The following is a 23,692-nucleotide window of genomic DNA, read 5'->3' as shown; positions in this document are numbered from 1 at the left end:
ACTTGCCCCGCGATGACGTCAGAGCGGTCGCAACAATCCGAAGCGCTTGCGCAACACCCAATCCAGCAGGCGCTGCGGCAACAGCCGGGCCATCAACGGCAAGGCCGTGCTGCCATTGCCGATACGCACCAGCGCAGGCACCGGCGACTTGCGGGTCGCCGCCAACAATCCCTGGGCAAACATCGCCGCCGGTGTCGGCCGATCCTGCGAGGCCCTCGCCCGGGCCTGAACTTGCTCGCGCAGCGGCCACCACGGCGAACCGCTGGCCAGCACCTGCTCGGCCTGCTGTTGCGCATTGCTGGCGAACTGCGAGGCGATCGCGCCCGGCTGCACCTCCATGACCCTGACCCCGAAAGGCGCCAGCTCCAGGCGCAGGGCATCGCTCAGCCCGTGCACGGCGGCCTTGGAGGCACAATAGGCACCGGCGAAGGGCGTCACCAGCACACCGGACACGCTGCCGATGTTCACCACCAGCCCCCGGGAACGGCGCAGCAGCGGGAACAGTGCCTGGGTCACGCCGACCAGGGCGAAGACATTGGTCTCGAATTGCTGGCGCATGGCCTCGACGCCGCCGTCGAGCAGCGGGCCCATGGCGCCGTAGCCGGCGTTGTTGATCAGGATGTCGAGGCTTTGCAGCTCCTCGGCCAGACGGGCGAGGGCTTCTGCGTCGTTCACGTCCAGTTGACGGGCATTGAAACCGGCGGCGGCCAGTTGTTCGACATCCTGTGCCTTGCGGGCGGTGGCCCAGACTTCATGGCCGGCATCGCGGAAGGCGTCGGCCAGGGCGCGGCCGATGCCGCTGGAACAACCGGTGATCAGGACGGTGGGCATGGGGCGGGCCTGTGTTCGGAAGAGAGGATTCAGTTGGCGAATGTACCTTGCAGGTGCTCGGCACGGAACTCCAGTGTTTGTGGCCGATAGCCCGAGCGCAGCGGTGGCAATGGCAGGCAATCGGTCCATTCGGCGCCCGGCTGCAGTTCCCCGGGGCCACGATAGCGCGGTGCGGCGTAGGTGTTCTCGGCCAGATTCACGGTATCGCCCGGCGCATAGGCGCCGACGCGCCAGCGCAGTTCACTGAGCGGGACTTGGTTGCCGTTCTTCATGCGCACCTGCAGGGCGCGGTCGGCGGGGCACTGGTCGGGGGCGTAGACCAGGCGGATATCGAGGCGGGCCAGTTGCGAGGCTTCGCGGGTGTCCTGCCAGACCACGTACAGCGCCACCAGCCCCAGGCCACAGACGCCAGCCATGGAAATCGGCAGGGCCTTGGCCGGGTAGCGCAGCAGCAGGACCAGCCAGGTGAGAACGAGCAGGGCGCCGATGATCATGGTGGGGCAGGCCTTGGTGGCGGGGGTTCGATTATCTTGGAGCGCCGAGCCGCAAGCTGCAAGCCACAAGAAAAAGCGAAACGGCGGCGAATCGAACATTTCGATTCACCGCCGTTTCGCTTTTTCTTGCCGCTTGCAGCTTATGACTTGCGGCTGTTACTGCGCGATGGTCTTCACCGAAACCCCACGCTCCACTGGCGTCGAAGTCCGCCCATACACATCCTCGAACCGTTCGATATCATCCTCGCCCAGGTAGCTCCCGGACTGCACCTCGATGATCTCCAGCGGGATCTTGCCCGGGTTGCGCAGGCGGTGCACCGAGGCGATGGGAATGTACGTGGACTGATTCTCGGTGAGCAGGAACACGTTCTCGTCGCAGGTTACTTCGGCGGTGCCGGACACCACGATCCAGTGCTCGGCACGGTGGTGGTGCATCTGCAGCGACAGGCTGGCGCCGGGTTTGACGGTGATGTGCTTGACCTGGAAGCGCCCGCCCATGTCCACCGAGTCGTACGAGCCCCACGGGCGGTACACCTCCAGGTGGTTCTGGGTTTCCGTGCGGCCCTGGGCGTCAAGGGTGTTGACCAGCTGCTTGACCCCCTGAACCTTGTCCTTGTGGGCGATCATCATGGCGTCCTTGGTCTCGACCACCACGATGTTCTCAAGGCCAATCACCGACACCAGCTTGCCGTTGCCGTGAATCATGCAGTTGCGGCTGTCCTGTACCACCACGTCGCCCTTGGTGACGTTGCCGTCGGCATCCTTCTCGTGCACGTCCCACAGCGACGACCAGCAACCGACGTCGCTCCAGCCGGCCGACAGCGGCACCACGCAGGCGCGCTGGGTCTTCTCCATTACCGCGTAGTCGATGGAGTTGTCCGGGCAGCAGGCGAAGGTGGCTTCGTCGATGCTCAGCGCATCGGTGTCCTCCTGGCTGCGCTCCAGGGCCAGCAGGCAGGTGTCGTAGATGTCCGGGTCGTGCTTTTTCAGCTCTTCGAGGAAGCGGCTGGCGCGGAACAGGAACATGCCGCTGTTCCAGAAGTAGCCGCCGGCGCGGACGAACTCGTTGGCGCGCTTCTCGTCGGGTTTCTCGACGAACTGCGCGACCCGCGCCACGCCCTCGGGCAGCAGCGCGTCCTGGCTCGAGCGGATGTAGCCGTAGCCGGTCTCGGGCTTGGTCGCCGGTACGCCGAACAGCACCATCTCGCCGCGCTCGGCGGCCACGGTGGCCAGGGCCAGGGCGCGTTGCAGGGCCTTCTGGTCCTCGATCACGTGGTCGGCCGGCAGCACCAGCATCAGCTCGTCACGGCCTTCGTTGACCAGTTTCATCGCGGTCATGGCCACCGCCGGCGCGGTGTTGCGGCCGAACGGCTCCATGAGGATGGCCTGGGTTTGCAGTTGCAGTGCGTTCAACTGCTCCTGGACGATGAACTTGTGGTCCTTGTTGCAGACCACGATAGGCGTGTCCATGCCATCGAACACCAGGCGTTCGATGGTCTGCTGGAACAGGGTGTGTTCGCCGGTCAGGGCCAGGAACTGCTTGGGGAACTGCTTGCGCGACAGAGGCCACAGACGCGAACCGCTACCACCAGAAAGAATTACCGGGATCATCATGTTTCTCCAATAGTCGTTTAGAGGCAGGGGAATCAGTTGCTAGCCACGGGGCGAGTGACCCATACCGGCGACAGGCTATTGCCGGAACCGGTGACATACAGCACGGCGGCTTCGCCGCGCGCCAGGGCGACGGGTTTGACGTCGCCGACTTTCTTGTCGCCTTGATACAGGGCCAAGTTGACCTTGACCGGGTTGATCTCGCGCTCGCCACGGCCCTTGGCGGCCACCGGGCTGACCACTTCGGTCTTGCCGTCGGCGGTCTTCAGGGTCAGCGACTGGTCGCTGAGGTTCTGCACCCGCACCAGGGCCTTCTGCTTGTTCTTGAACGGCGGCTCTTCGATAAGCTGCGGGTTGCCGCTGCTGCTGTTGACCAGGGTGTAGTACTTGTCGGCGGCGAGCTTCACCGGGACGCTCTTGCCGCCGACCTGGGCGGTGTAGTCACCGCCGGGCAGGAAGCTGAAGTCGCTGCTGGCCTGGGCGCCGACCTGCTTGATCTGGGTGTTGCCGACCGACGCGGCGGCGGGGCTGCCGGCGGCGTTGTACAGGCGCACGAAGGTCGAGCCTTTCGGCGCGCTCGGGCCATAGAGGGCGGCATCGGCGCCGGCGAAGGCCTGCAGCGAGGCCAGGGACAGGCCGGCGGCGAGGGTGAGGGCTTTGGCAATGGAAGTCTTGGTGGTCATGTGCGTATTCCTCTCTATCTTCAGTGGTCCGTCCGATTGGACGACAGGGCCAGGTTTTCTTCGGATTGACGGGAGTTCTTCAGCTGCGCGATCCACTGCGGATCGAAGGCGCTGAGGTCGTTCTTCATTGGCAGATACCGTTCGGGGAATTCCCACACCACGACCTGTGGCGGGGCGTTCTTGAAAGCGTCGCTCTGCAGGTACTTGAGCATCGGCAGCAGTGGGCCGTGGCCGTCCTCGGCGTAATTGGCGACGTCGCTGTGCAACGCCTGCTGCAGGGCTCCGAGGAAGTTCCAGTGCGGGTTGGCGCTGTAGCTGGTGCCCACCAGCGCCACCGGGATCCGGCTGTCGGTGAACAGCGCATCGTCGCCTTCGGCCTGCACCGGGTGGGTCTTGCGTTGTTGCAGGGTGTCGGGGGTGGGCAGCAGGTTGCTGAACAGTGGATCCAGCGGCAGGAAGTTGGTCAGGTCGCCCTTGTACGGCGCGCTGGCGCCGGCCTCGGTGATGTACGCCTGGGGCTCGCCGGTGAGCAGCTGCTGGCGATCGACGGCTTCGGCCAGCGATTGCGCGACCACTTCGGCGCCCATCGGCGTCCAGTGGGTGTCGGTACGCAGGAACACCTGGCCGCGGGCCTTGGCCTGCTCCAGCGGCGCCAGCAGGTCGGGGGCGAACACATTGGCCTGGCGCGCCTGGGCGTGGAACTGGTTGAACAGCTCGTCGTGCAGGCTGGCCGGCGCCTCCTTGCCGATGTATTCGGAATAGAGGCGGGCCTTGGCCGGTACGATCGCCAGCACCAGTTGCACGCCCTGGCGTTGCAGTGCGTCACGCACTCCACGCACCAGTGCCAGGTTGTCCTGTATCTGTTGCTGCGCGCCGGCGGTGGGCTTGAACTCCTCGTCGGTGAACAGCCACTGGTCGCGGCCCAGCACCACGCCGGGGCGGCCTTCGTTGAACAGTTTGAAGTCCAGCGCGGCCCACAGGTTGGTGCCAACGCGCTTGATCGGGAACTGCTCGTCGTAGTGGGTCTCGGCGGCCTTGGCCAGCTTGCCGTCGAGCAGGGTCATCTGCCCTGTGCGGTTGAAACTTTCCAGCCCGCCGACCGACCATGCGCCCAGCCCGACCAGCAGGCCCATGAACGTCAGCGAATAGGTGATGCGAAGTGTCCGGTTCATGATTCAGGCCTCAGAACTGGAAGTACAGGAACGGTGAGTAGCTCTGCGCCGAGAGCTTGAGCACCGAGGCGGCGAACAGCAGCAGGACCAGGGCGCGGGTCATGATCCGCGTCCAGTCCAGGCCCACCGAGCCGTCGGCGTTGATCTGCACCGGGGTGGCCTTGGGCGCGGGCGTTGCATTGCGGTAGAAGTCGCGCAGGCCGAAAAACGCCAGGCTCAGGTAGGTGACGATCAGCGTGGCCACCTGCAGGCCGGTGAGGTTGGCGCGGTTGAGTTCCGACAGCTGCCAGTCGCCGAAGCTGAACATGGCGCCGTACATGCGCGCCGCCACGTGCAGGTTCTCGGCGCGGAAGATCACCCAGCCGACCACCACCAGGAGGAAGGTGAAGGCCCATTTCACCGGGTTGAAGCGCTGCGGGTTGGTGTCCAGCCCCAGTGCGCGCTCGATGGCCAGCCACAGGCCGTGCCAGGCGCCCCAGATGATGTAGGTGAAGTTGGCGCCGTGCCACAGCCCGCCCAGCAGCATGGTCAGGAACAGGTTGCGGTAGGTGTTGAAGGTGCCTTTGCGGTTGCCGCCCAGGGTGATGTACAGGTAGTCGCGCAGCCAGGTCGACAGGCTGATGTGCCAGCGCCGCCAGAACTCGGTGATCGACTGGCTGATGTAGGGCTGCTTGAAGTTCTCCATGAAGCGAAAGCCCATCATCAGGCCCAGGCCGATGGCCATGTCGCTGTAGCCGGAGAAGTCGAAGTACAGCTGCGCGGTGTAGGCCAGCGCGCCGAGCCAGGCGTCACCGGTGGTTGGGTTCTCGAGGGCGAAGCAGTGGTCGGCGACCACCGCCAGGGTGTCGGCGATGAACACTTTCTTGATGAAGCCCTGCATGAAGCGGGTGCAGCCTTCGGAGAACTTGTCCAGGGTATGGGTGCGGTTGTTGAACTGGTCGACCAGGTCCTTGAAGCGCAGCACGGGGCCGGCGATCAGGTGCGGGAAGATCGCCACGAAGGCGGCGAAGTCGATCAGGTTGCGGGTGGCCGGGGTGTCGCCGCGGTACACGTCGATGATGTAGCTGATCGATTCGAAGATGTAGAACGAGATGCCGATCGGCAGCAGCACGTGGGTGAGGATGAACGGCTCCAGCCCCATCGAGGTCATGATCGCGTTGAGGCTGTCGACGCCGAAGTTGGCGTACTTGAAGTAGCCGAGGATGCACAGGTCGACGCCCACGCCCAGCAGCAGCCAGCGCTGCGCGGGCTTGGTGCGCACGCCGGCGGCGCCGACCTTCAGGCCGATCCAGTAGTTCCACAGGGTTACCCCGGCGAACAGGGCGAGGAAGTCCACCCGCCACCAGGCGTAGAAAATGTAGCTGGCAACCAGCAGCAGCAGGTTGCGATAGCGGTTCCCGCTCACGTAGTACAAGCCGAGGAAAACCGGCAGGAACAGGAACAGGAACACGTTGGACGAGAAGACCATCCCGGTTCTCCTAGTTATGCACAGCACCTGGGGCACAGCGCCCCCCAAACCCCCCGCGAAAATGCAGGGGAAACCTTTGTTGCCTAAACCATTGATGGGCCGCAAAGCGGCCCTTGGCCTTACTTCTTTTCTGCGCCCGGGTCATAGACCCGCGTCACATCGCCCCCCAGCCTGAAACTGTTGAACGGCTGCATGTCATGCTTGCGCTCGAGGGTGTCGCCGACGCACTGGTACAGCGCGCACCACGGCTCGAGCCAGGCGTACTTGCTGTCGATCTTCAGGTCCTTCAGGTCCTGCTTCACGCCGGCGCGGGTGTTGAAATGAACAGGGTCGCGGGCACCGGCCAGCACGCCTTCGCCAAGCCGTTGCAGGGCGAAATTGTTTTCCTTGCGCAGGTCCACGCCGTTGGCCTGGGCGAAGCTGGCGATCATCGCCAGCGGCGGCAGGGCGTAGTTGTGGTAGGCCAGGGCGCGTTGCTTGCGCTTGACCTCGTTGGGCAAGAAGCCCTGCTCGTCGATCTGGTTGACGCCGACCTTGTATTCCTTCACCGCCCAGTCGAACAGATCCTGCTGGTCGGTGGCGACGGCGGTGGCCATCACCGACCAGGCCGCCCAGTAACTGTGGTTGTTGATCTTGTCCAGCGGCAGGTCGCTCCAGTCGCGCACGGTCTGGCGCGCCAGGCGCACGAACCATTTCTCGATCTGCTCGGCTTCGGCGCGGTGCGCCGCCAGTGGCTGCGAGTTGGAGAACTTCAGGCGCAGCCACGAGCCGCTCATGCTGCCCAGGGCCCATTTGCGCATGGACTTGCCGGTATGGTTGTAATCGGTGGACATCAGCGCATCGGCGCGTGCCCAGGTGTCGAGCCAGGTCAAGGCGCAGTCCAGTTGTGCCGGGCGGCCGTCGCGCATGTACTGGCCTACCATCTTGCTGACGCCTTTCTCGAGGGTGGTGATGTCCTCGGTGGATTTGCGGAAGGCTTTTTCCGAGGCGACATTGAGCGTCGCCCGGGCCTTGTCCGAACCTTCGTACTTGCTGCGAAACTGCAGCGCGCCGGTATAGGGCTTGGGCGCGGCTTCGCAGCGGAAATTGCCGTCGCCTGTCTTGAGCTTTTCGATGCCCTCGTAGTAACCCAGGGGCGGTACCAGCGCGGCCTGCGCCGCGCCGCCGAACAGGGCGAGGGCGAGCAGGGCGGGAGCGGTCTTGCTGCTGATGGTGGTCATGGTCGCCTCACTGGCCAGCTTGCGCGGTGTGCTGCGCGGGGCTGGCGAAGTTGTTGCGTTTGCAGAGTTTGGCTTCGACTTTCTGCGTGCCGCTTTCCGGCCCCTGGACCTCCAGGGCTAGCAGGTTCTGGCCTGCCCAGTCTTCGTCCTCGCGCATCTGGAAGACGAAGCGCCCATCGGTGTCGGAGGTCTCGGGCTTCTCGATCTTGATGTCCTCGTGGCGGCCGTTGAGGTACCACAGGGTGGCCTGCAGCACTTTCACCGAGGTGTCCTCGAACTTGATGTCGAGCTGGTGGTTGCGGTTGACCAGGTCCTTGATCACGCCGTTCTTGCCGTTGACCATCAGCTCGTTCTTGCCGGGCTTGAGGGTGGCGCTGGCGCTCATCTGGGCCGGTCGGTCGTCGCAGCCGTCGTCGAGCAGGCCGAGGATCTGCCGCCAGATGGTTTCCTGGTCGAGACGGTAGAGCGGGGAGAACTCCCAGATCAGGATCTTCGGCGGGTTGTTCTGGAACTCCTCGCTGCCCAGGTACTGGATCATCGAACCTTCCAGGCCGCCGCCGGGGAAGGCGACGTTGAGCACATCGGCACCGATGTACTGCTCGAGGAAGCCCGAGAAGTTGTAGTTCTTGCCGCTGTGGCTGGTGCCGACCAGGGTGATCTGCGCGTTGCCCGAATCGCCGAACAGGTCGTCGCCGCCGCTGGCGCCGCCCTTGGGCTCGGTGGCGAACTGGTCCATGTACTGCACCGCATAGCTGGTGCCGCACAGCTGGCCGGCGACGTTGTGCAGGGTGCCGGTCTTGCCCATGCGGCCGGACTTCTTGGTCTCGAATTCCTTGCGCGGGATGCCTTCGAAGGCCGGCATCTGGTGCACGGTGTCGGCGACGATCTTCGCCGCGCGCTCGGCGCCATAGGGCGTCCAGTGCTGGTCGCCACGGAAGTAGAAGTCCTTGCCCTGGTCGGCCGCGGCCAGCTGCTCGTTGGTCAGCGGCGACAGGTCGGGCACGTTGTAGCCCATCTTGGCGAAGCGCTGGAGCATGGCCTGGTAGTTGCGCAGTGCCTTCTGGTAATCGAAGGCGGCCTTCTCCTCGGGGTTGAGCATGTTGCGGTTCACCAGGCCCCGGGTCGGCTGGTACACCACCACCAGCTCGACGCCGCGCTTCTTGAAGGCGTCGTGCACCTGCTGCAGGCGCTTGTAGCCGCCCGGGGTGGTGTCGAACTCGGTGCGCAGGTCTTCGCGGGTACGGAACAGCCAGTCGCCCTGGGCCTGCACCAGGGTGGTGAAGTTCTGCTGGTAGCGCGTGGTGTAGCGGCTGGCGTCGTGGGCCTCGGGGCACAGCTGGCAGCAGGGCTCGGCGCTGAAGGTCGGCGCCTTGACCTCATCGGCGCGCACGCCCTGGCTGATGGCCAGGAGGGCGGCGGACAGGCCCAGCAGTTTCATCAGGTGTGGAGTCATGGTCTGGGCTTCCTTAGTCGATCATTTCGGTCTGGCGTTCGACCGGGTCGATCAGCACGGCCTTCTGCTGGCGCACCAGCAGGTCGAGGATTTCGTCCTGGCGCTCGCCGAGCACGCCGTTGAAGCTGATGCCGTTGGCCTTGCGCGGCATCAGCATCGACACCTTGTACAGCTCCACCGACAGGGGCGAGTCGATCGACAGCGGGCCGGAGCCGTTGGCCGCCAGCTCGCCGCCGACCACGATCAGCGACACCTTGGTGTCGAACGGGTCGAGGGCGATGTCGCGGTCGGTGTCGGAGAGGTCCTTGATGTGCCCGTACACGCCCACCAGGCCGTTGGCCATGGCGACGTTTTCGTACAGGCGGATGTTCACGCTGTTGCGCACGCGGATGCCGTGGCGACGGTTGTTGATCAGCTTGTTGCCCCAGATCAGGTTGTCGCCGCTCTCGTACAGGGTGATGCCGTCGGTGTGGTTGCGGTAGATCTCGTTGTAGGCGATCAGGTTGTTGACGCTGTTGCGGTCGATCACCACCCCCGAGAGCTTGTTGTCGTAGCTCTTGTTGTTGATGATCCAGCTGTCGTTGACCTCGCGCGAAACGATGATCCCGTGCTTCTTCTTGGTGCCGTACACGGTGTTGCCGGCGATGATCAGGCGGTGCGAACGGTCGTGGGGGTCGATGCCGTAGACGATGTTGTCGCGGTAGGTCGAGTCCTTGATCACGAAGTCCTGGGTCTCGTAGCAGTAGAAGCCGTACCACATGTCGCTGAACTCGGAGCCGATGATCCAGCCGGTGGGTTCCGGGCGGCCCATCTGCTTGGCCATGTTCGGTGTGTACTGCGAGATGCTCACCCCGTACGACTTGGACTTGGCGTAGCCGAAGCTGGCCATCTTGCTGTTGATGATATAGGTCTCGGTGCCGCCCCAGCTGAGCAGGAACGGGCGGAATTCATCGGGCTTGCGGAAGGTCGCCGGGCCATTGGCCTGCTCGCGCCAGCCGGTCACCTGGGTGTCGCTGACAAACAGCTTGCCGTCGTTGACGATGAACGACCCACCTTCTTCGGACAGGCGCAGCTCCTTGACCTTGCCGTCGATCTCCAGCACGCCCTTGCGCCCGACCACGATCGGCAGGCGGGCGAGGTAGACACCTGGCGCGGTCTCGCGCAGGTACTGGTCGGGTACCTTTTTGCTCAGCTCCACCAAGTCGACATGCCCGTCGTCGACGAAGATCGCCTGGGGAATGCCGTGCTGGCGACGCACCCACTCGGCGCCCTTGTTGTCGCCGCCGATGAACTCCTTGAGGGTGTCCTCCTGGAGCATGCGGCGCACGCTGACCTTGCCCTTGTGGCGGCGGTCGATCTTCTTCTGCACGGCCTCGGCGGTGTAGCCGGACAGGTCAGGCAGTTTGGGCGGGGCCATCTTCAGCGGCTCGATTGGCGCGCTGGACACGGTGTAGGTCTTGGCCTGTTGCAGCCCCTTGGCCATCTCGGGCTCGGCGGCCTGGGCAAGGCCGCCGGCCAGCAGCAGGGCGCTGGCGAGCAGGCTGTGGCGAAGGTTCGGGTGCAGGTTCATGGCTATCCTCTCCCGGCCTCAGTAGCGCCAGATTACGTCGACGAAGGCGCGGTGCATGTACGAGTCGGCCTCTTTGCCATAGGCGTCGCCCGGCTTGAACACACCGGCGCGCAGGCGTACCAAGGCCGACGGTTCGTCGATCGACTGGCTGATCGAGGCCGGCAGCAGGCCTTGCTTGAAGTACTTGGTGACGACCACGTCCATCTCCTGGCCCAGGTCTTTCTCGCCCTGCACCAGTGGGCGGCTGATGCCGCCGTCGTCGACCACCGCGTTGATGCCGCTGGAGCCGATGTTCTGCTTGCCGTCGACGCGCCAGAACTTGTGGTAGATGAAGCTGGCGTCGTAGTCGTCGCGCAGCTGCCAGGAGGCGAACAGGGTGGCCGCCTGCAGATTGCCCAGCTCGCCGCGGAACGCTTCGCCGAAGCGGTGCACGCGCGAGCGGGTGCCGGTGAAGTTGGAGCGGTTGCTCTCCAGGCCGGTCTGCTCGAAGTTGTTCGAACCGTCGCTGCCGCCACCACCGCTGCCCCGGGCATAGGCCGCGCCGACCTGCCATTGCGGGTCCAGGCGCAAGCGGATGCCGAGGTCGGTGGCCCAGGCGTTGACCTCGCCGCTCTGTTTACCGGTGGCGACCCGTTCGTTGCCCACCGCCTGGCTGCTGAGGGTGTCGCGGTCGCCGGTCAGCCAGGTGACGCTGCCCCAGTAGTTGACGGTGTGGTCGTTGCGCCAGTTGTAGGCGTCGCTGTTGGCTTCCAGGCCCAGCCAGGTCAGATCGCCCGTGCGGGTCTTGTCGAGGGCGTCGACGGTCTCGCCGTGGCTCTTCAGGCTGCCGCCATCATGAGTGTGGTGGGCGCGCAGGCCGACCCAGTGGCCGGGTGTCCACTGCGTGGCGACGTTGCCGTAGACGTGGGTGCGGTCCTTGTCCTCTGGAGCTAGCTCGGTGAGGTCGGTGCGGTATTCGCTGAAGCGCTGGGCCACGCCCAGGTCGGCTTTGAGCAGGGTGGTGTCGAAGGTCCAGTTCAGCGCCTCGATGTTGGTGTCGCGCCACATGCCGTCGTCGCTGCGCAGGCGCTGGTGACCGAAACGCAGCTGCTCGCCGGGGTAGGGGGTCAGGCCGCTGTAGCCGATCCAGAACTCGCGCATGGCCAGGTAGCTCTTGTCCGGCTTGCGGCTGTCGTCGCCGTTGTCGATGGTGGTGCCGTCGTCGTTCTGGCGCAGGGTGTCGGTCTCGATGATGTCGGTGGCGGCCACCGCCTGGCCCATGGCGAAGGCGCTCCAGTGTCCGCGCTCGCCGTACACCCAGGGCCGCAGGTCCAGGCCCAGGCCGTTGACGTCGCCGCCGGAGCGGGTGCCCAGGTCGCGGTCGTCCTCGGACTGGCCGGTGATCTTCACGTCGAGACCGAAGTTCTTCTGCGCGGTTTCGGCCGCCAGGGTCGGCATCGACCACAGCAGGGCGAAGCCCAGGCCGATGCCGGCTTTCACGAAGGGGTTGAGCGTCATAGCGAATCCTCGGCGTCTACGTCGTCTTTCTCGTCCTGCAGCGCTTCGATGGCCAGGGTGCTGTTGGCGCCCCGGGCCATGCTGCCGCGCGCCTGCTTCTCCTGCGCCAGCAGGTTCTGCGCCTGGTTGCGCTGGTCGGGCGTGAGCTGCTGGTCGAGCTGTTGCAGCAGTTCGGTCGACTGCGGGGTCGGGTTGACCTGTGAGAGCTGGGCGAATACCCAGGCATTGGTCGGCGCCGGGCGGATGCCGTGGCCTTCGCTGAACAGCTGGGCCAGGGCGTAGTCGGCGCTGTTCTGGCCACCGCGGGCGGCGGCCAGCAGATGGTCCACGGCTTTCTGCGGCTCGACCTGGCCCAGGTAGCCACGGCGGTAGAGCTGGCCAAGGTAGTAGTCGGCGCTCACCTCGCCGGCATCGGCGGCGGCCTGCAGGTGTTCCTGGGCCTTCTGCGCGTCGGCGGGCACGCTCTTGCCTTCGTAGTAGAGCCGGCCCAGCAGCAGTTCGGCGCGGGGCTGCTCGGCCTCGCGGCCCTTGTCGATGTAGGCCATCAGCTGGTCGGTGTCGCCCAGCTCGGGGAAGTCGTAGAGCAGTTGCGCCAGGCTCACCCAGGATGCCGGGTTGGTCGGTGCGACCTGCTTGAGCAGGTCCTTGGCAGTCTTCTCGTCGGTCTGGCCGAGGCTGCGGTCGGCCAGTACCCGGGCGACGCTGTCGACCCGGGTGGCCGGCACGGCGCCACGGGCATGAGCGGCTTTGAGTTGTTCGAGCAGGGCAGCCTGCTGGTCGGGCTGGGCGCGTTTCTGGTAGACGGTGGCCAGTTCGACATAGCAGATGTCGGTGCTGGCCAGTGCCGCCTTGCAGATCTTCTCCACATCGCCCAGGTGCTGGTCGTAGGTGCCCTGGGTGCGGTACAGCAGAACCTGGGCCAGGCCCGCCTCGGGGTTGCCGGCGGCGCGCCACTGGTCGATCTGCTGCTGGGCGTTGACCTTGGGGAAGCTCTGCGGGTACTGCAGGTAGAGCATCGCCAGGGGGATCAGGGTGTTGCCTTCGCCCTGTTGCGCGGCGAGTTTGAGCAGCGACTCGGCTTCTTCACGCTCGGCCTGGGTGCTGTCGGGCTTGGCCACCAACAGGCGGCCGAGACGCGCCTGGGCACGGGGCGAGGTGGCGGCGGCGGCGCGGTAGGTGGCTTCGGCTTGCTTGAGCTTGGCCGGGTCGCGGGTACCGACCTGGATGTCCGCCAGGCCGATCTGGGCGTCGCTGTAGCCGAGGTCGGCCAGAGCCTTGTAGTTGCGCTCGGCGGTGGCGGTGTCGCCACGCTTGAGCGCTTCATTGGCCAGGCGCTGGTCGGGCAGGCCGGCGCAGCCAGCCAGGGTGATGGCCAGGGCCAGGGTGCATAACCCGAGGCTGAAGGCCTCACTGTGGGAGCCGGGGTGTCTGCTGGTCATCGGCATGATCCTCTTACAGCCCACGGGCCACGGCCTTGTCGATCAGCCAGTTCAGCGACGGGCCACGGTCGCTGTTGACCGCGGCCGGGCGCCCGGCGAGCTCGGCCGGCAGGCTGCCGTCGGGCTTGATCTGCACGCGGATGTCGGAGGCCAGGTTGTCGGTGTCCAGGCTGGAGCTACCGGTGATCCGCCCGGTGCGCACTTCGTCCTCGCCGGCGATCTGGAAGTTGACCTGGGTACCCGGCTTCACTTCGTCGAACTGGCGATAGCTGAAGCGCGCCTCGATGGTCGGGACGCTGGTGCGCGGGATCAGCGCGAACACCGGCTGGCCCTTGCTGGCGTACTGGCCGTCATCCACCAGCTGGCGCGAGACCACGCAGTCGCACGGGCTGGTGAGGGTGCCGGAGAGCTGCTTGCCGAACAGTTCCTCGACCTTGGCCGGCTCCAGCTGAGCGTCGTCCAGGTGGCCCTTGAGCAGGTCGAGCATGCTGGTGTTGAAGGTCGCCAGCGGCGCGCCCTTGGCCACGGTCGCGCCGTTCTCCACCAGGCTTTGCAGACTGCCGTCGCGGGGCATGGTGACGTTGGTGGTGGGCACCGCGACCACGCCGGCCTCGGCATGGCTGACGAAGTACAGGCCGTACAGCGACTTGGCGACGAAGCCGAAGGCCACCAGGCCGACCACGAACACCCCGGCGGTCACGGTGACCGCACGCAGGCGGCCGAAGGCGGAAAGACCGGAGCCACCGTCCTTCTGCTTGCGCGCCTTGGTGAAGTTGTCGCGCTGCAGGGTACTGAGCACATCGCCGACGCTGATCAGCTCGCCGGACAGGTGGCTGGTGATGATGTGGCGCAGGGTGGCGATGTCGCGCGGCTCGAGGTTCTGGAACTCGGTACCGGTGCGGCCGGTCTCGCGGCTGCTGGTACGCACCAGCAGTTCGACGTCCATCGACAGGCCGAGGTTGTCGACCACGAACTGCAGGCGACCGCGCAGCACTTCGCCTTCCGGCAGTGGTTTCTTCGCGTGGAAGGACAGGCCTCCGGCGGACAGGTCGTCAACCTTCACCTCCTGCGCTTCGCGGTTGCCATCCAGGTAGCGCAGCTTGGCGGGGATGCGCACCCGGGCGTGCTGGCGCTGCGCTTCGGATTCATGCACGACATTGACGTTCACGGCGGTATTCATGGCGATATTCGTTCCTGTTGTCCGATCCGGGGGCTCACACGACCATGAACAGCACGGCGACGAAGATGCTCGCGGCCGAGAAGGTCATGGTCCGCGAGGACCAGGTGTTGAACCATTGTTGAAAACTTGCGAGGTCGCGCTTGAGGGCAGTGGGCTGGCGGGTCCAGGACTGCTTGTCGAGGCGGAAGAACACGTAGATCTTCATCACCGCGCCGACGATCTGGTTGTAATAGAGGATCAGCGGGTAGGCCGGGCCGACGTTGTGGCCCGAGCACAGCAGCATGACGGTGAGGATCAGCCGGGTGATGCCGATCCACAGCAGGTACACCAGCAGGAACTGCAGGCCGAACTTGAAGCTGGCGATCACCGCCACGGTCAGGCCCAGCAGGCTGGTCCACATCGACACGCGCTGGTCGAGCAGCACGATGCTGGTGAACAGCCCCAGGCGCTTGAGGCCCAGGCCCAGGGCACGGGAGTTCTGCCGCAGGTTGTTGCCGTACCAGCGGTACATCAGCTTGCGGCTGGCCTTGATGAAGCTTTTTTCCGGCGGGTGCTCGACCGTGTTGATCGCGGCATCGGGCACGTAGAAGGTGTCGTAGCCCAGGCGCATCAGGCTGAACCAGCTGGACTTGTCGTCGCCGGTGAGGAACTTGAAGCGGCCCAGGCGCCAGTGCATCAGCGAGTCGCTCTCGACGTCGGCGATGAACTCGGGGTTGGTCACCACGCTTGCGCGGAACATCGACATGCGCCCGGTCATGGTCAGCACGCGCTTGGACAGGGCCATGGAGCACATGTTGATGTGGCGCTGGGCGAAGCGCAGCTTGTGCCACTCGCTCATGATGTAACCGCCGCGCACTTCGCAGAACTCGTTGGTGGTCAGGCCACCGACGTTGGGGTACAGGCCGAACCATGGCACGGTCTTGCGCACCACGCCCTCGGCCAGCACAGTGTCGCCGTCGATCACCGCCACCACGGCGTTTTCGTCCGGCAGCATCCGCGAGATGGCGCGGAAACCATAGGCCAGGCCGTCACGCTTGCCGGTGCCGGCGATGCGCACGATGTCCAGAGTCACGTGGGACGGTGGGTTGTACTTGGCCCACAGGCTTTTCACCAGCAGCTCGTCGGACTTCTCCACCAGCGAGCAGACCACGGTGGTGGGGAAGCCGCAGTCGATGGCCTCGCGGATCACCGAGCTGTACACCTGGGCGGTGGTCAGGGCCTCGATACGAAAGCTGGTGACCATCAGGTACACGTGCGACGGGTCGGCCGCCTGGCCCAGCTTGCGCACCTTGCGGCGCAGGTAGGGGTACACGATGTACAGGAAGATCATGCCGCGGATGAAATGGGTGGCGCCCATGGAGTAACGCCAGATGCCGACGGCACCGACCAGGAAGATGAAGTGCTTCGACTGCGAGTCGAAGATGTCGCTGGGCAGAGCCAGGGCGATCAGCATGAGCAGGCTCATGTAGAGCAGCCAGCCGGCGCATTGCAGCAGCATGGTCTGGAACCTTTGCATGTTCGGCATCCGTCGAGAATTCGGGGGAGGTCGAGCGGCGCGCTGGGGAGGGACGCGCCGCCCGGCCGGGTTTACCAGCAGATACCTTCGGTGCGGCTGGTGGCGCAGGTCGGCTTGCTCATGAAACCGACCAGGTCGATCACCTGCTTGCCTTCCGGTGCCTGCTGGGCCAGGGCGCGGAACTGCTCGTCACGGTTGCCCAGGATGATGATCTCGGCGTTGTCCACCACCTGCTCGAAGTTGGCGTTGAGCAAGGAGGAAACGTGGGGGATCTTCGACTCGATGTAGTCCTTGTTGGCGCCGTGGACACGGGCGTACTCGACGTTCTGGTCGTAGATGTCGAGCTGGTAGCCCTTGCCGATCAGGCGTTCGGCCAGCTCCACCAGCGGGCTTTCGCGCAGGTCGTCGGTGCCGGCCTTGAACGAAAGGCCGAGCAGGGCGACCTTGCGCTTGTCGTGGCTCTCGATGATGTCAAAGGCGTTCTGCACCTGGGATTCGTTGCTGCGCATCAGCGAGTCGAGCAGCGGGGCGCGCACGTCGAGGCTGGCGGCGCGGTAGGTGAGGGCGCGCACGTCCTTCGGCAGGCACGAACCGCCGAAGGCGAAGCCTGGGCGCATGTAGTACTGCGACAGGTTCAGCGCCTTGTCCTGGCAGACCACGTCCATCACCTCGCGGCCATCGACGCCTGCGGCCTTGGCGATGTTGCCGATCTCGTTGGCGAAGGTGACCTTGGTCGCGTGCCAGACGTTGCAGGTGTACTTGATCATCTCGGCCACTTCGACCGGCTTGCGGATGATCGGTGCGTCGAGCTCTTCGTACAGGGCCTGCAGCACGTCGCCGCTGGCGCTGTCCAGTTCGCCGATGACGGTCATCGGCGGCTGGTCGTAGTCCTTGATCGCGGTACTTTCGCGCAGGAACTCCGGGTTGACCGCGACGCCGAAGTCGACGCCGGCCTTCTTGCCCGAGCAGTCTTCCAGAATCGGGATGACCACGTTCTTCACGGTGCCCGGCAGCACGGTGCTGCGCACCACCACGGTGTGACGGCTGGCCTTGTCGCGCAGCACGTAGCCGATCTCGCGGCATACCGACTCGATGTATTCCAGGCCCAGGTCGCCGTTCTTCTTGCTCGGTGTGCCTACGCAGATCATCGACACGTCGCTGGCGCGGATGGCTTCGGCGAAGTCGGTGGTGCCGCGCAGGCGGCCGTTGGCGATGCCCTGTTGCAGCAGTTCTTCGAGGCCCGGTTCGACGATGGGCGACTTGCCCTGGTTGATCAGGTCGATCTTGGTGCTGGAAACGTCCACACCAATCACGTCATGGCCTCGTGCCGACAGGCAACCTGCACAGACTGCACCCACATAACCCAAACCAAAGATGCTGATACGCATCGCATTCACCTCATGTGTTTATCACGTCAGCCCTTCAGCGAAGAGCCGACTGGGTTGATTGACCAGCAGTTTTCGGGCGCACGGATCCATGGCGAATTGACACTTCACCGAACGCAGGCATGAATAAATCCGGAGCGCAGAAGTTATGCACTCAAAGTTGGCAGTCAAAGGCCAATATTAAAAATGGCGTGCCCTGAAATGCAGCCGTCGTTATTGCAATTCACCGCTGGTGAAGTGCTGTGCTTGTTTTTTCAAGTGGATAAATCCTTTGAAATCAACCACTAGGACGAATTTTAGGGGCGCTTTTCTCCTGCATGGATCATGGCTTTTGGCACTTCCTGTACCGCCGTTGAAGTTTTCGGGCCGGTTGAGAATTGCGGCCCGTTGTCATCTGTAAGTCATCTCTCACGCCGGGCGCTTGAAACGCGTTACGGGTGCTATGAGCCATCTCCCTTGGCAGAAGTTCCGGGGGCGGTTTCGTCACGATGAAAGATTTCTAAATATTTTTTCAGAGGGAAATACTTTCAATCTGATAGCACGCGGCAGTTTCGTCCCCGTATATAAAGGGCGAAATCGCAGGGGGATGGTTTTAGGCCATCATGCGAAAAATTTTTTCAATTTTCGTCAAAAAACTACGAACGGTCTTATGGCGTTTTGCAATATGGATAGGGCTGGTGGTTTTTTGGCGTCTGTAATTTGGCGAATTCAAGGGTGAGCGCGTGCCCCGTTGCAGGGCAGGGGGTGTGGGGCTGCGAAGCAGCCCCCGGGGTCATCAACCCTCAGCGTGATCGCGCAGGAACACCAGATGATCCGGCTTCGACTGCTCGGCGCTGTAGTAGTACCCCTGCACATCAAAGCGCTTGAGCTGCTCCGGATCGTTGATCCGCTCCTGGATCACAAAGCGGCTCATCATTCCGCGGGCCTTCTTGGCGTAGAAGCTGATGATCTTGTACTGGCCGTTCTTCAGGTCCTTGAAGTCGACATCGATCACCCGCGCCTTGAGCGCGCTCTTCTTCACCGCGCTGAAGTACTCGTTGCTGGCCAGGTTCAGCAGCACGTCGTCACCCTGGTCGGCCAGGGCCTGGTTCAGCCACTCGCTGATGCGCGTGCCCCAGAAGGCGTACAGGTCCTTGCCACGGGCATTGGCCAGCTTGGTACCCATTTCCAGGCGGTAGGGCTGCATCAGGTCCAGCGGGCGCAGCAGGCCGTACAGGCCCGAGAGCATGCGCAGGTGGTCCTGGGCGTAGCTGAAGTCATCCTCGCTAAGGCTCTCGGCGTCGAGCCCGGTATACACGTCGCCCTTGAACGCCAGCAGTGCCTGCTTGGCGTTGGCCGGGGTGAAGTCCGGGGTCCAACTGCCGAAGCGGGCGGCGTTGAGGCCGGCGAGCTTGTCGGAGAGGTGCATCAGCTCGGCGATCTGCGCCGGCGCCAGTTCGCGCAGTTGCCCGATCAGTTCCTGGGAATCGTCCAGGTACTGGGGCAGGGTGTGGCGCTGGGTTACCGGCGGGGTGTCGTAGTCGAGGGTCTTGGCGGGGGAAATCACCGTCAGCATCGGGTCGGCTCCTGGAATCGTCGGGCGAATTCTACGGGGCCGCTGGCACAACGCCAAACTATGGCGACGATAGTCACCGAACATCGCCACATTAAACCGCGGGTGGTCGCGTTATAGTGCGCGCCATGCCTTCAAGGAGATTGCTCATCGTGCGTATCGCGTTTGCCCTGTTCGCCGGGCTGCTCAGCCTGGGCGCGCAGGCGGCCCCGGCGGATTTCGTCAGTTTCGATCGAGCGCTGTGGCCTGAGCAGTTGGACAGCCCGACGCTGTTCGACGTGGCATCGCGGGCTGAGATCCTGTCGTTCGCCCGGGTGCTGCACGAAAGCGAGATGCTCGATGAGCAGGCGTTGACGGCCCGGCTCGGCCTGCGCCAAGTCAACCTGACCGTCGTGCGGGCCGTAAGGGCACGTCTGTGGCAGCGCCTGTGGACAAGTTATCAACAGGCGCAGAAGAGTTGCGAGCAGGATGCCTCGTTCTGCTACCCGGTCGAGTCCATGGCCGACCTGCGCACGCAGTCCGCCGTTTTCGCCGAGGATGTCGGCACGTTCTATGCAGGATGGGTCGAACCTAGTCGCCAGTTCCACACGCGGTACCTGGATGAGCAGTTGCGCAAGGCCGCGCTTTTCCCGCAGACCACCAGCGAGGTGGCCAAGCTATCCAGCCGCGAGCGCAATGGCGAGGCACTCAACGACCGGATGTTCCTCCTGACCTTCGTCGGCGGCCCGGGGCCGCAGGGCGGCAGCACCGATGCGGTGGCCGACTACCTGAGGCGGCAAAAGCTCGACGGGATTTTCTTCGTGCTCGGCAATCGTCTGCAGCAACGTCGCGACGCCGGCCCGGTGGATGAGCTGTATGCCGGCCAGTGCGTGGGTATCCAGGGTTGGGAGTACCGCTCCCACGCCCAGTGGCAGGACTGGCAGGATTCGCTACGACGCAGCCAGGCACGGGTTCAGGCCGACCTGGCGGAGCAGTACGTGCCCTTGTTCCGCCCGCCCTATGGCCAGCGCCGCGCCGATGGCGAAGGGTTCATGGACAGCCAGCAGTTGCGGGTATCGTTGTGGGACATCGATGCCCAGGATGACGGGCCGCTGACCGCCGAGGCCTCGGCACAGCGGGTGCTGACGCTGATGCTGCTGTGGCGCAAGGGCGTGATCCAGTTCCGCGACAACCAGCCCAAGGCGCAGCCGGCGCTGGAGTGGCTGCTGCAGCACACGGCCCAGAGCGGAATCGGCTGGGAGGATTGCCGGGAGTACGCCCGGCGGGAATAAAGAAGGGCGGGCGGATCAGTGCGCCAAGGCGCCGCATTGCGCCTCCCGTTGCATCGACTCCAGGTTGCGTTCGATCGTCTCGCAGATCGTGTCCATCGGGATCTGGTGCTCGCTGAAGCGGAACGGGCTCTGCAGGTCCGTGCCGATCCGCTCGATGGCCAGCAGCATGAAGCCGACCACCGTCGAGGCCAGCGGCGTGAACCAGCCTAGCGACTCCACCAGCCCCACCGGCACGATCAGGCAGAACAACGTGATGAACAGCCGCGGGAAGTACACATAAGGGTAGGGCAGCGGCGTATTGGCGATCCGCTCCATCCCGCCCTGGGCGTTGGACATGTCCACCAGGGTCGATTCCAGCCGCGCCAGGCGAATGCTGTCCAGCCGACCGGCCTGGTACTCCTGGGCCAGCAAGGCCGCCGAGCCGCCGAGGATATCATTGGCGAAATTGTTCGAACGATTGCGCCGCTCGAACTCCCCGGGCGGTATGAAGGCCATCAGCTCATCCGGGCACTGCTCGCCCTTGAGGTGCGCCGCCAGGCAGTTCACGTAGGCGATATGCCGGCGCAGCAAGGTCGCCTTCACCGGGTTCGGCCCATCGACCGGATCATCGACCAGCGTCAGCACCTGCCGGGCGAAGCTGCGCGAGCTGTTCACCAGCGCCCCCCATAGCGTGCGCGCCTCCCACCAGCGGTTGTAGGCGCTGCTGTTGCGAAAGCTCACCAGCACCACCAGCGCCGAGCCCAGCAGGGTGAGCGGGATCAGCGGCAGGCTGAACTTGCTGTTGAAGAACAGCATGAAGTCGATGGTGACCAGCACGTCCCAGATCAACAGCCAGAACAGCGACCAGCCGATGTAGCCGAAGGTCTTGACCACCAGGCGGAATTTGCGGGCGAGGAGGGCGTTCACGTGGGGGAACCTCGATGCGGGGGATGCAGGTTCCGACGTCGCGGGAGGGGCAAGGTTCGGTGGGATTCGTCGCAGGGTGTAACGGGAATTTACCGATCGCTCAAAGGTTGCGCGGGCGATTTTAGGCGGACTTGCCCCGCGAAGGGCTGCAACGCAGCCCCAATCCAGGCCACACCGCACACACGTAAATCACCTCAACCTCAGCTCAACTCCTGCTTCATCTGCACCAGCGCTACCCGGGACCCATCCGGCGCCCGCCGCTCCTGGATCCCGAACGGCACAAAACCCAGCTGTGGATAAAGTAGCAGCCCTGCGGTGTTGTGATTGAAACACGACACCCAGACCTCCCGCGCCGCAAAGGCTTGGAGAGCCAAGTCGATCATGCACTGCACCAGATAACGTGCCACGCCCTGACCCCGCGCAGTTGGGGCTACAACCACATTACCCAGTGCGCAGACGCCTTCATACTCGGCCTTGTAGAAATTGGCGAAGCCAACGATCACCCCGTCGATTTCGACCACCGTCGAGCCGCTGCGCTGGGCGATGGCTTCGCTCAGTTGCGCGGGAGTGAGCGGGTAGGTGGCCATGTTCACGGAGCGAGCCCGGTACCTGGCAACGCGGGTGCGTTTTCTCAAGCTGCCGCGTCGTCGCGCCTCCTGTCAGAGCGACTCAAGCCGATCACCCTGTAGCGCATTTCTGGTAGTGGCGGCATGATGGCGAAAACGAAACGAGGCCATCCAATGATTTGTACGGAATGCGTGTCGCTTATTCCGCTTAAAAAGTTTATCGCTTGCCATGGTGCTTTTGGTGACTGCATATATTGTAAAAAGCCCAGAATGTGCCTTCAAGAAACGGACGTTTTGGACTATGTTGCGGAAAGAATTCTAGAATCACATCGAAAACTCGATGAGCTATCCTCCTTTGAGCAGCACATGTTTTTTAGTGGTTCGGACAACATCAAGCTAAGCCCATACTGGGAAATTATTCAAGACGATTTCCCACTAGGTGTAGCAGAGTTCATAGAGACAGCGATCAGGTATTTAGAAGACAGGCTGAGCGAAGACGAGCATGGCCAAGAACAGCTTTTCGCCCTTGACGACGGAAGCCTTGAAACTAATTACTACGACCAGCGCTGGGCGAAATTTGTTAGTGATACGCATCACGGATACAGATATTTCAACTTTGAAGCAAAAGCGTTTCTAGATTCACTCTTCGACTTCACCTGCAAAGATGGTCGCTTGAAGGACGAGTTAATCACGACTCTCACCCAAGATGACAAGCTTTATAGGGCGCGAAAAGTTGCAAAACCTGAGGAATGGGAGGACTTCAAGAAAAATCCAGGTTCTGCTCTAGGACCTGCGCCAGCCATTAAAGCCGGTGACCAGCGCATGACACCTTCCGGCATCTCTGCCATGTACTGCGCCTTCGACGCAAAAACCTGCTTGAGTGAGATACGCTCAGTTACAGGAGACCTCGTCATTAGCGGTGCATTCGAGCCAGTTACTAAACTTGCATTTCTTGACCTGCGGAAACTTGAAGAAATGTCCAAGATCGAGGTGCACCCATTCGAAGTTGGATATACCGAGGCGTTACATGCCCACCGTTTCTTAATACAGCTTATTCACAAGCTCTCTAAGCCAAAAAGCAGTTCAGATGCGCTCGGTTACATATCGACCCAGATAGTGTTCGAGTATCTGCGACTGCGATTCAAAAACGAAGTCTCAGGATTGATATTCCCGTCAGTGCAGACTGGGCTCACAGGAAGCAACGCCGTGCTATTTCCTGAGAATGTCGTTATCGCTCCCGCTGGCTACCAGCTGGAGCATGAGGACCCAATAGGACCAGGCGACCCCTTTGGAAGTCCAATACCAAACATTAGATACAGCGAGCGTTCGATGAGGCTGCACAGGATCACAGCCGTCAAGACCGAATCGAATGATTACCACGATCTACTAGATTATGTTCTGGACCAGTTCCTATGACGTCAGTCTTCAATCCTACACCACCAGGACTGCGCATATGCACACCCGTCTATAACTTCGAATCCACTGAGTACAAAACCCAATGTAGCCATGCCTGAGAGCTTAGCGTCTTACAGCGGGGGAAGCGGGGGCTGACTCATAGGCAGCCCTGGTGCCACTTCCGCTACGTTGCATGCCCGGCCAAGCCGCGCCTCTTGAACACATGTCACCCTCACATCTCCCTTAACCCCGCGCTCTTGGCGGCGCTCCTGCGCCGTCAAATCGATACCGCGTTTCCGCATCGGCGTAACGAGAACTCACATGTTTACGCCCTTCTCACCAGTGATCCTGCGCCGACGCCTCATGAGCGTAGACAAGCGCCTCATCTGCCAGCTCTAGCATCTCTGCGAGAGTTCCTCGGTCGACAACGTGCGCATCCCTCATGGCGTATGCCTGATGCAGCAGCTCCCGATGATGCTTCGT

19 protein-coding genes are annotated in these 23,692 nt (G+C 63.5%); 2 read left to right on the top strand and 17 right to left on the bottom strand.

The genetic code is table 11. The annotated features are described in order from the left end of the window. Window positions 1–18 precede the first annotated feature (18 nt). From AC25M7_RS14020 to yaaA, 15 genes are all read right to left on the bottom strand, one after another. Window positions 19–831 (bottom strand): SDR family oxidoreductase, encoded by an 813-nt coding sequence (locus tag AC25M7_RS14020; protein WP_279153420.1) that lies wholly within the window; start codon window positions 829–831, stop codon window positions 19–21. 29 nt (window positions 832–860) lie between these two features. After that, window positions 861–1,325, bottom strand: a complete 465-nt coding sequence (locus tag AC25M7_RS14015; RefSeq protein ID WP_028689559.1) for a hypothetical protein — start codon at window positions 1,323–1,325, stop codon at window positions 861–863. Between the two features lie 156 nt (window positions 1,326–1,481). Continuing rightward, a complete protein-coding gene (locus tag AC25M7_RS14010) occupies window positions 1,482–2,936 on the bottom strand; it encodes a mannose-1-phosphate guanylyltransferase/mannose-6-phosphate isomerase (protein ID WP_028689560.1) in 1,455 nt (484 codons plus the stop codon). Between the two features lie 35 nt (window positions 2,937–2,971). Then, window positions 2,972–3,619, bottom strand: coding sequence for an alginate O-acetyltransferase AlgF (locus tag AC25M7_RS14005; protein WP_028689561.1), 648 nt, complete (start codon window positions 3,617–3,619; stop codon window positions 2,972–2,974). 20 nt (window positions 3,620–3,639) lie between these two features. Next, window positions 3,640–4,791 (bottom strand): alginate O-acetyltransferase, encoded by a 1,152-nt coding sequence (locus AC25M7_RS14000; RefSeq protein WP_028689562.1) that lies wholly within the window; start codon window positions 4,789–4,791, stop codon window positions 3,640–3,642. Between the two features lie 10 nt (window positions 4,792–4,801). Then, window positions 4,802–6,259: an MBOAT family O-acyltransferase gene (locus AC25M7_RS13995; RefSeq protein ID WP_486971159.1), complete on the bottom strand. Its 1,458-nt coding sequence runs from the start codon at window positions 6,257–6,259 to the stop codon at window positions 4,802–4,804. 119 nt (window positions 6,260–6,378) lie between these two features. After that, the gene (locus tag AC25M7_RS13990) at window positions 6,379–7,479 is read right to left on the bottom strand and encodes a mannuronate-specific alginate lyase (RefSeq protein WP_486971158.1); all 1,101 of its coding nucleotides are present in this window, start codon (window positions 7,477–7,479) and stop codon (window positions 6,379–6,381) included. A 7-nt stretch (window positions 7,480–7,486) separates the two neighbouring features. After that, window positions 7,487–8,932 carry an alginate O-acetyltransferase gene (locus AC25M7_RS13985; RefSeq protein ID WP_028689565.1) on the bottom strand — a complete coding sequence of 482 codons (1,446 nt, stop codon included), beginning with the start codon at window positions 8,930–8,932 and terminating at the stop codon, window positions 7,487–7,489. Window positions 8,933–8,945: 13 nt separating this feature from the next. Continuing rightward, window positions 8,946–10,502, bottom strand: a complete 1,557-nt coding sequence (gene algG, locus AC25M7_RS13980) for a mannuronan 5-epimerase AlgG (RefSeq protein ID WP_486971157.1) — start codon at window positions 10,500–10,502, stop codon at window positions 8,946–8,948. Window positions 10,503–10,520: 18 nt separating this feature from the next. Next, window positions 10,521–11,999 (bottom strand): alginate export family protein, encoded by a 1,479-nt coding sequence (locus tag AC25M7_RS13975; protein ID WP_486971156.1) that lies wholly within the window; start codon window positions 11,997–11,999, stop codon window positions 10,521–10,523. Next, entirely contained in the window at window positions 11,996–13,444 is a 1,449-nt protein-coding gene (gene algK, locus AC25M7_RS13970) for an alginate biosynthesis TPR repeat lipoprotein AlgK (protein WP_486971155.1), read from the bottom strand. Before algK ends, AC25M7_RS13975 begins: the two co-directional genes overlap by 4 nt. Window positions 13,445–13,451: 7 nt before the next feature. Next, window positions 13,452–14,618 (bottom strand): alginate biosynthesis protein Alg44, encoded by a 1,167-nt coding sequence (locus AC25M7_RS13965; protein WP_028689569.1) that lies wholly within the window; start codon window positions 14,616–14,618, stop codon window positions 13,452–13,454. 34 nt (window positions 14,619–14,652) lie between these two features. Continuing rightward, window positions 14,653–16,134, bottom strand: coding sequence for a glycosyltransferase family 2 protein (locus tag AC25M7_RS13960; protein WP_062364571.1), 1,482 nt, complete (start codon window positions 16,132–16,134; stop codon window positions 14,653–14,655). Window positions 16,135–16,205: 71 nt separating this feature from the next. Next, window positions 16,206–17,522, bottom strand: coding sequence for a nucleotide sugar dehydrogenase (locus AC25M7_RS13955; RefSeq protein WP_096048667.1), 1,317 nt, complete (start codon window positions 17,520–17,522; stop codon window positions 16,206–16,208). Window positions 17,523–18,294: 772 nt separating this feature from the next. Then, window positions 18,295–19,074 carry a peroxide stress protein YaaA gene (yaaA, locus tag AC25M7_RS13950; protein WP_028689572.1) on the bottom strand — a complete coding sequence of 260 codons (780 nt, stop codon included), beginning with the start codon at window positions 19,072–19,074 and terminating at the stop codon, window positions 18,295–18,297. 149 nt (window positions 19,075–19,223) lie between these two features. Between yaaA and AC25M7_RS13945 the strand changes: the two genes are divergently transcribed. Continuing rightward, window positions 19,224–20,342 carry a polysaccharide deacetylase family protein gene (locus AC25M7_RS13945; RefSeq protein WP_486971154.1) on the top strand — a complete coding sequence of 373 codons (1,119 nt, stop codon included), beginning with the start codon at window positions 19,224–19,226 and terminating at the stop codon, window positions 20,340–20,342. A 15-nt stretch (window positions 20,343–20,357) separates the two neighbouring features. On the opposite strand, the gene AC25M7_RS13940 is transcribed toward AC25M7_RS13945, so the two are convergent. Both AC25M7_RS13940 and AC25M7_RS13935 read right to left on the bottom strand, forming a co-directional pair. Beyond that, a complete protein-coding gene (locus AC25M7_RS13940; protein WP_028689574.1) occupies window positions 20,358–21,248 on the bottom strand; it encodes a bestrophin family protein in 891 nt (296 codons plus the stop codon). Window positions 21,249–21,448: 200 nt separating this feature from the next. Further along, window positions 21,449–21,883, bottom strand: coding sequence for a GNAT family N-acetyltransferase (locus AC25M7_RS13935; RefSeq protein ID WP_486971153.1), 435 nt, complete (start codon window positions 21,881–21,883; stop codon window positions 21,449–21,451). A 225-nt stretch (window positions 21,884–22,108) separates the two neighbouring features. Here AC25M7_RS13935 and AC25M7_RS13930 point away from each other — a divergent pair, with 225 nt between their 5' ends. Further along, the gene (locus tag AC25M7_RS13930) at window positions 22,109–23,230 is read left to right on the top strand and encodes an RES family NAD+ phosphorylase (protein ID WP_486971152.1); all 1,122 of its coding nucleotides are present in this window, start codon (window positions 22,109–22,111) and stop codon (window positions 23,228–23,230) included. Window positions 23,231–23,692: the final 462 nt, after the last annotated feature.

Source organism: Pseudomonas sp. P106(2024), from assembly GCF_057480815.1.
This window is presented reverse-complemented; position numbering and strand designations above follow the sequence as displayed.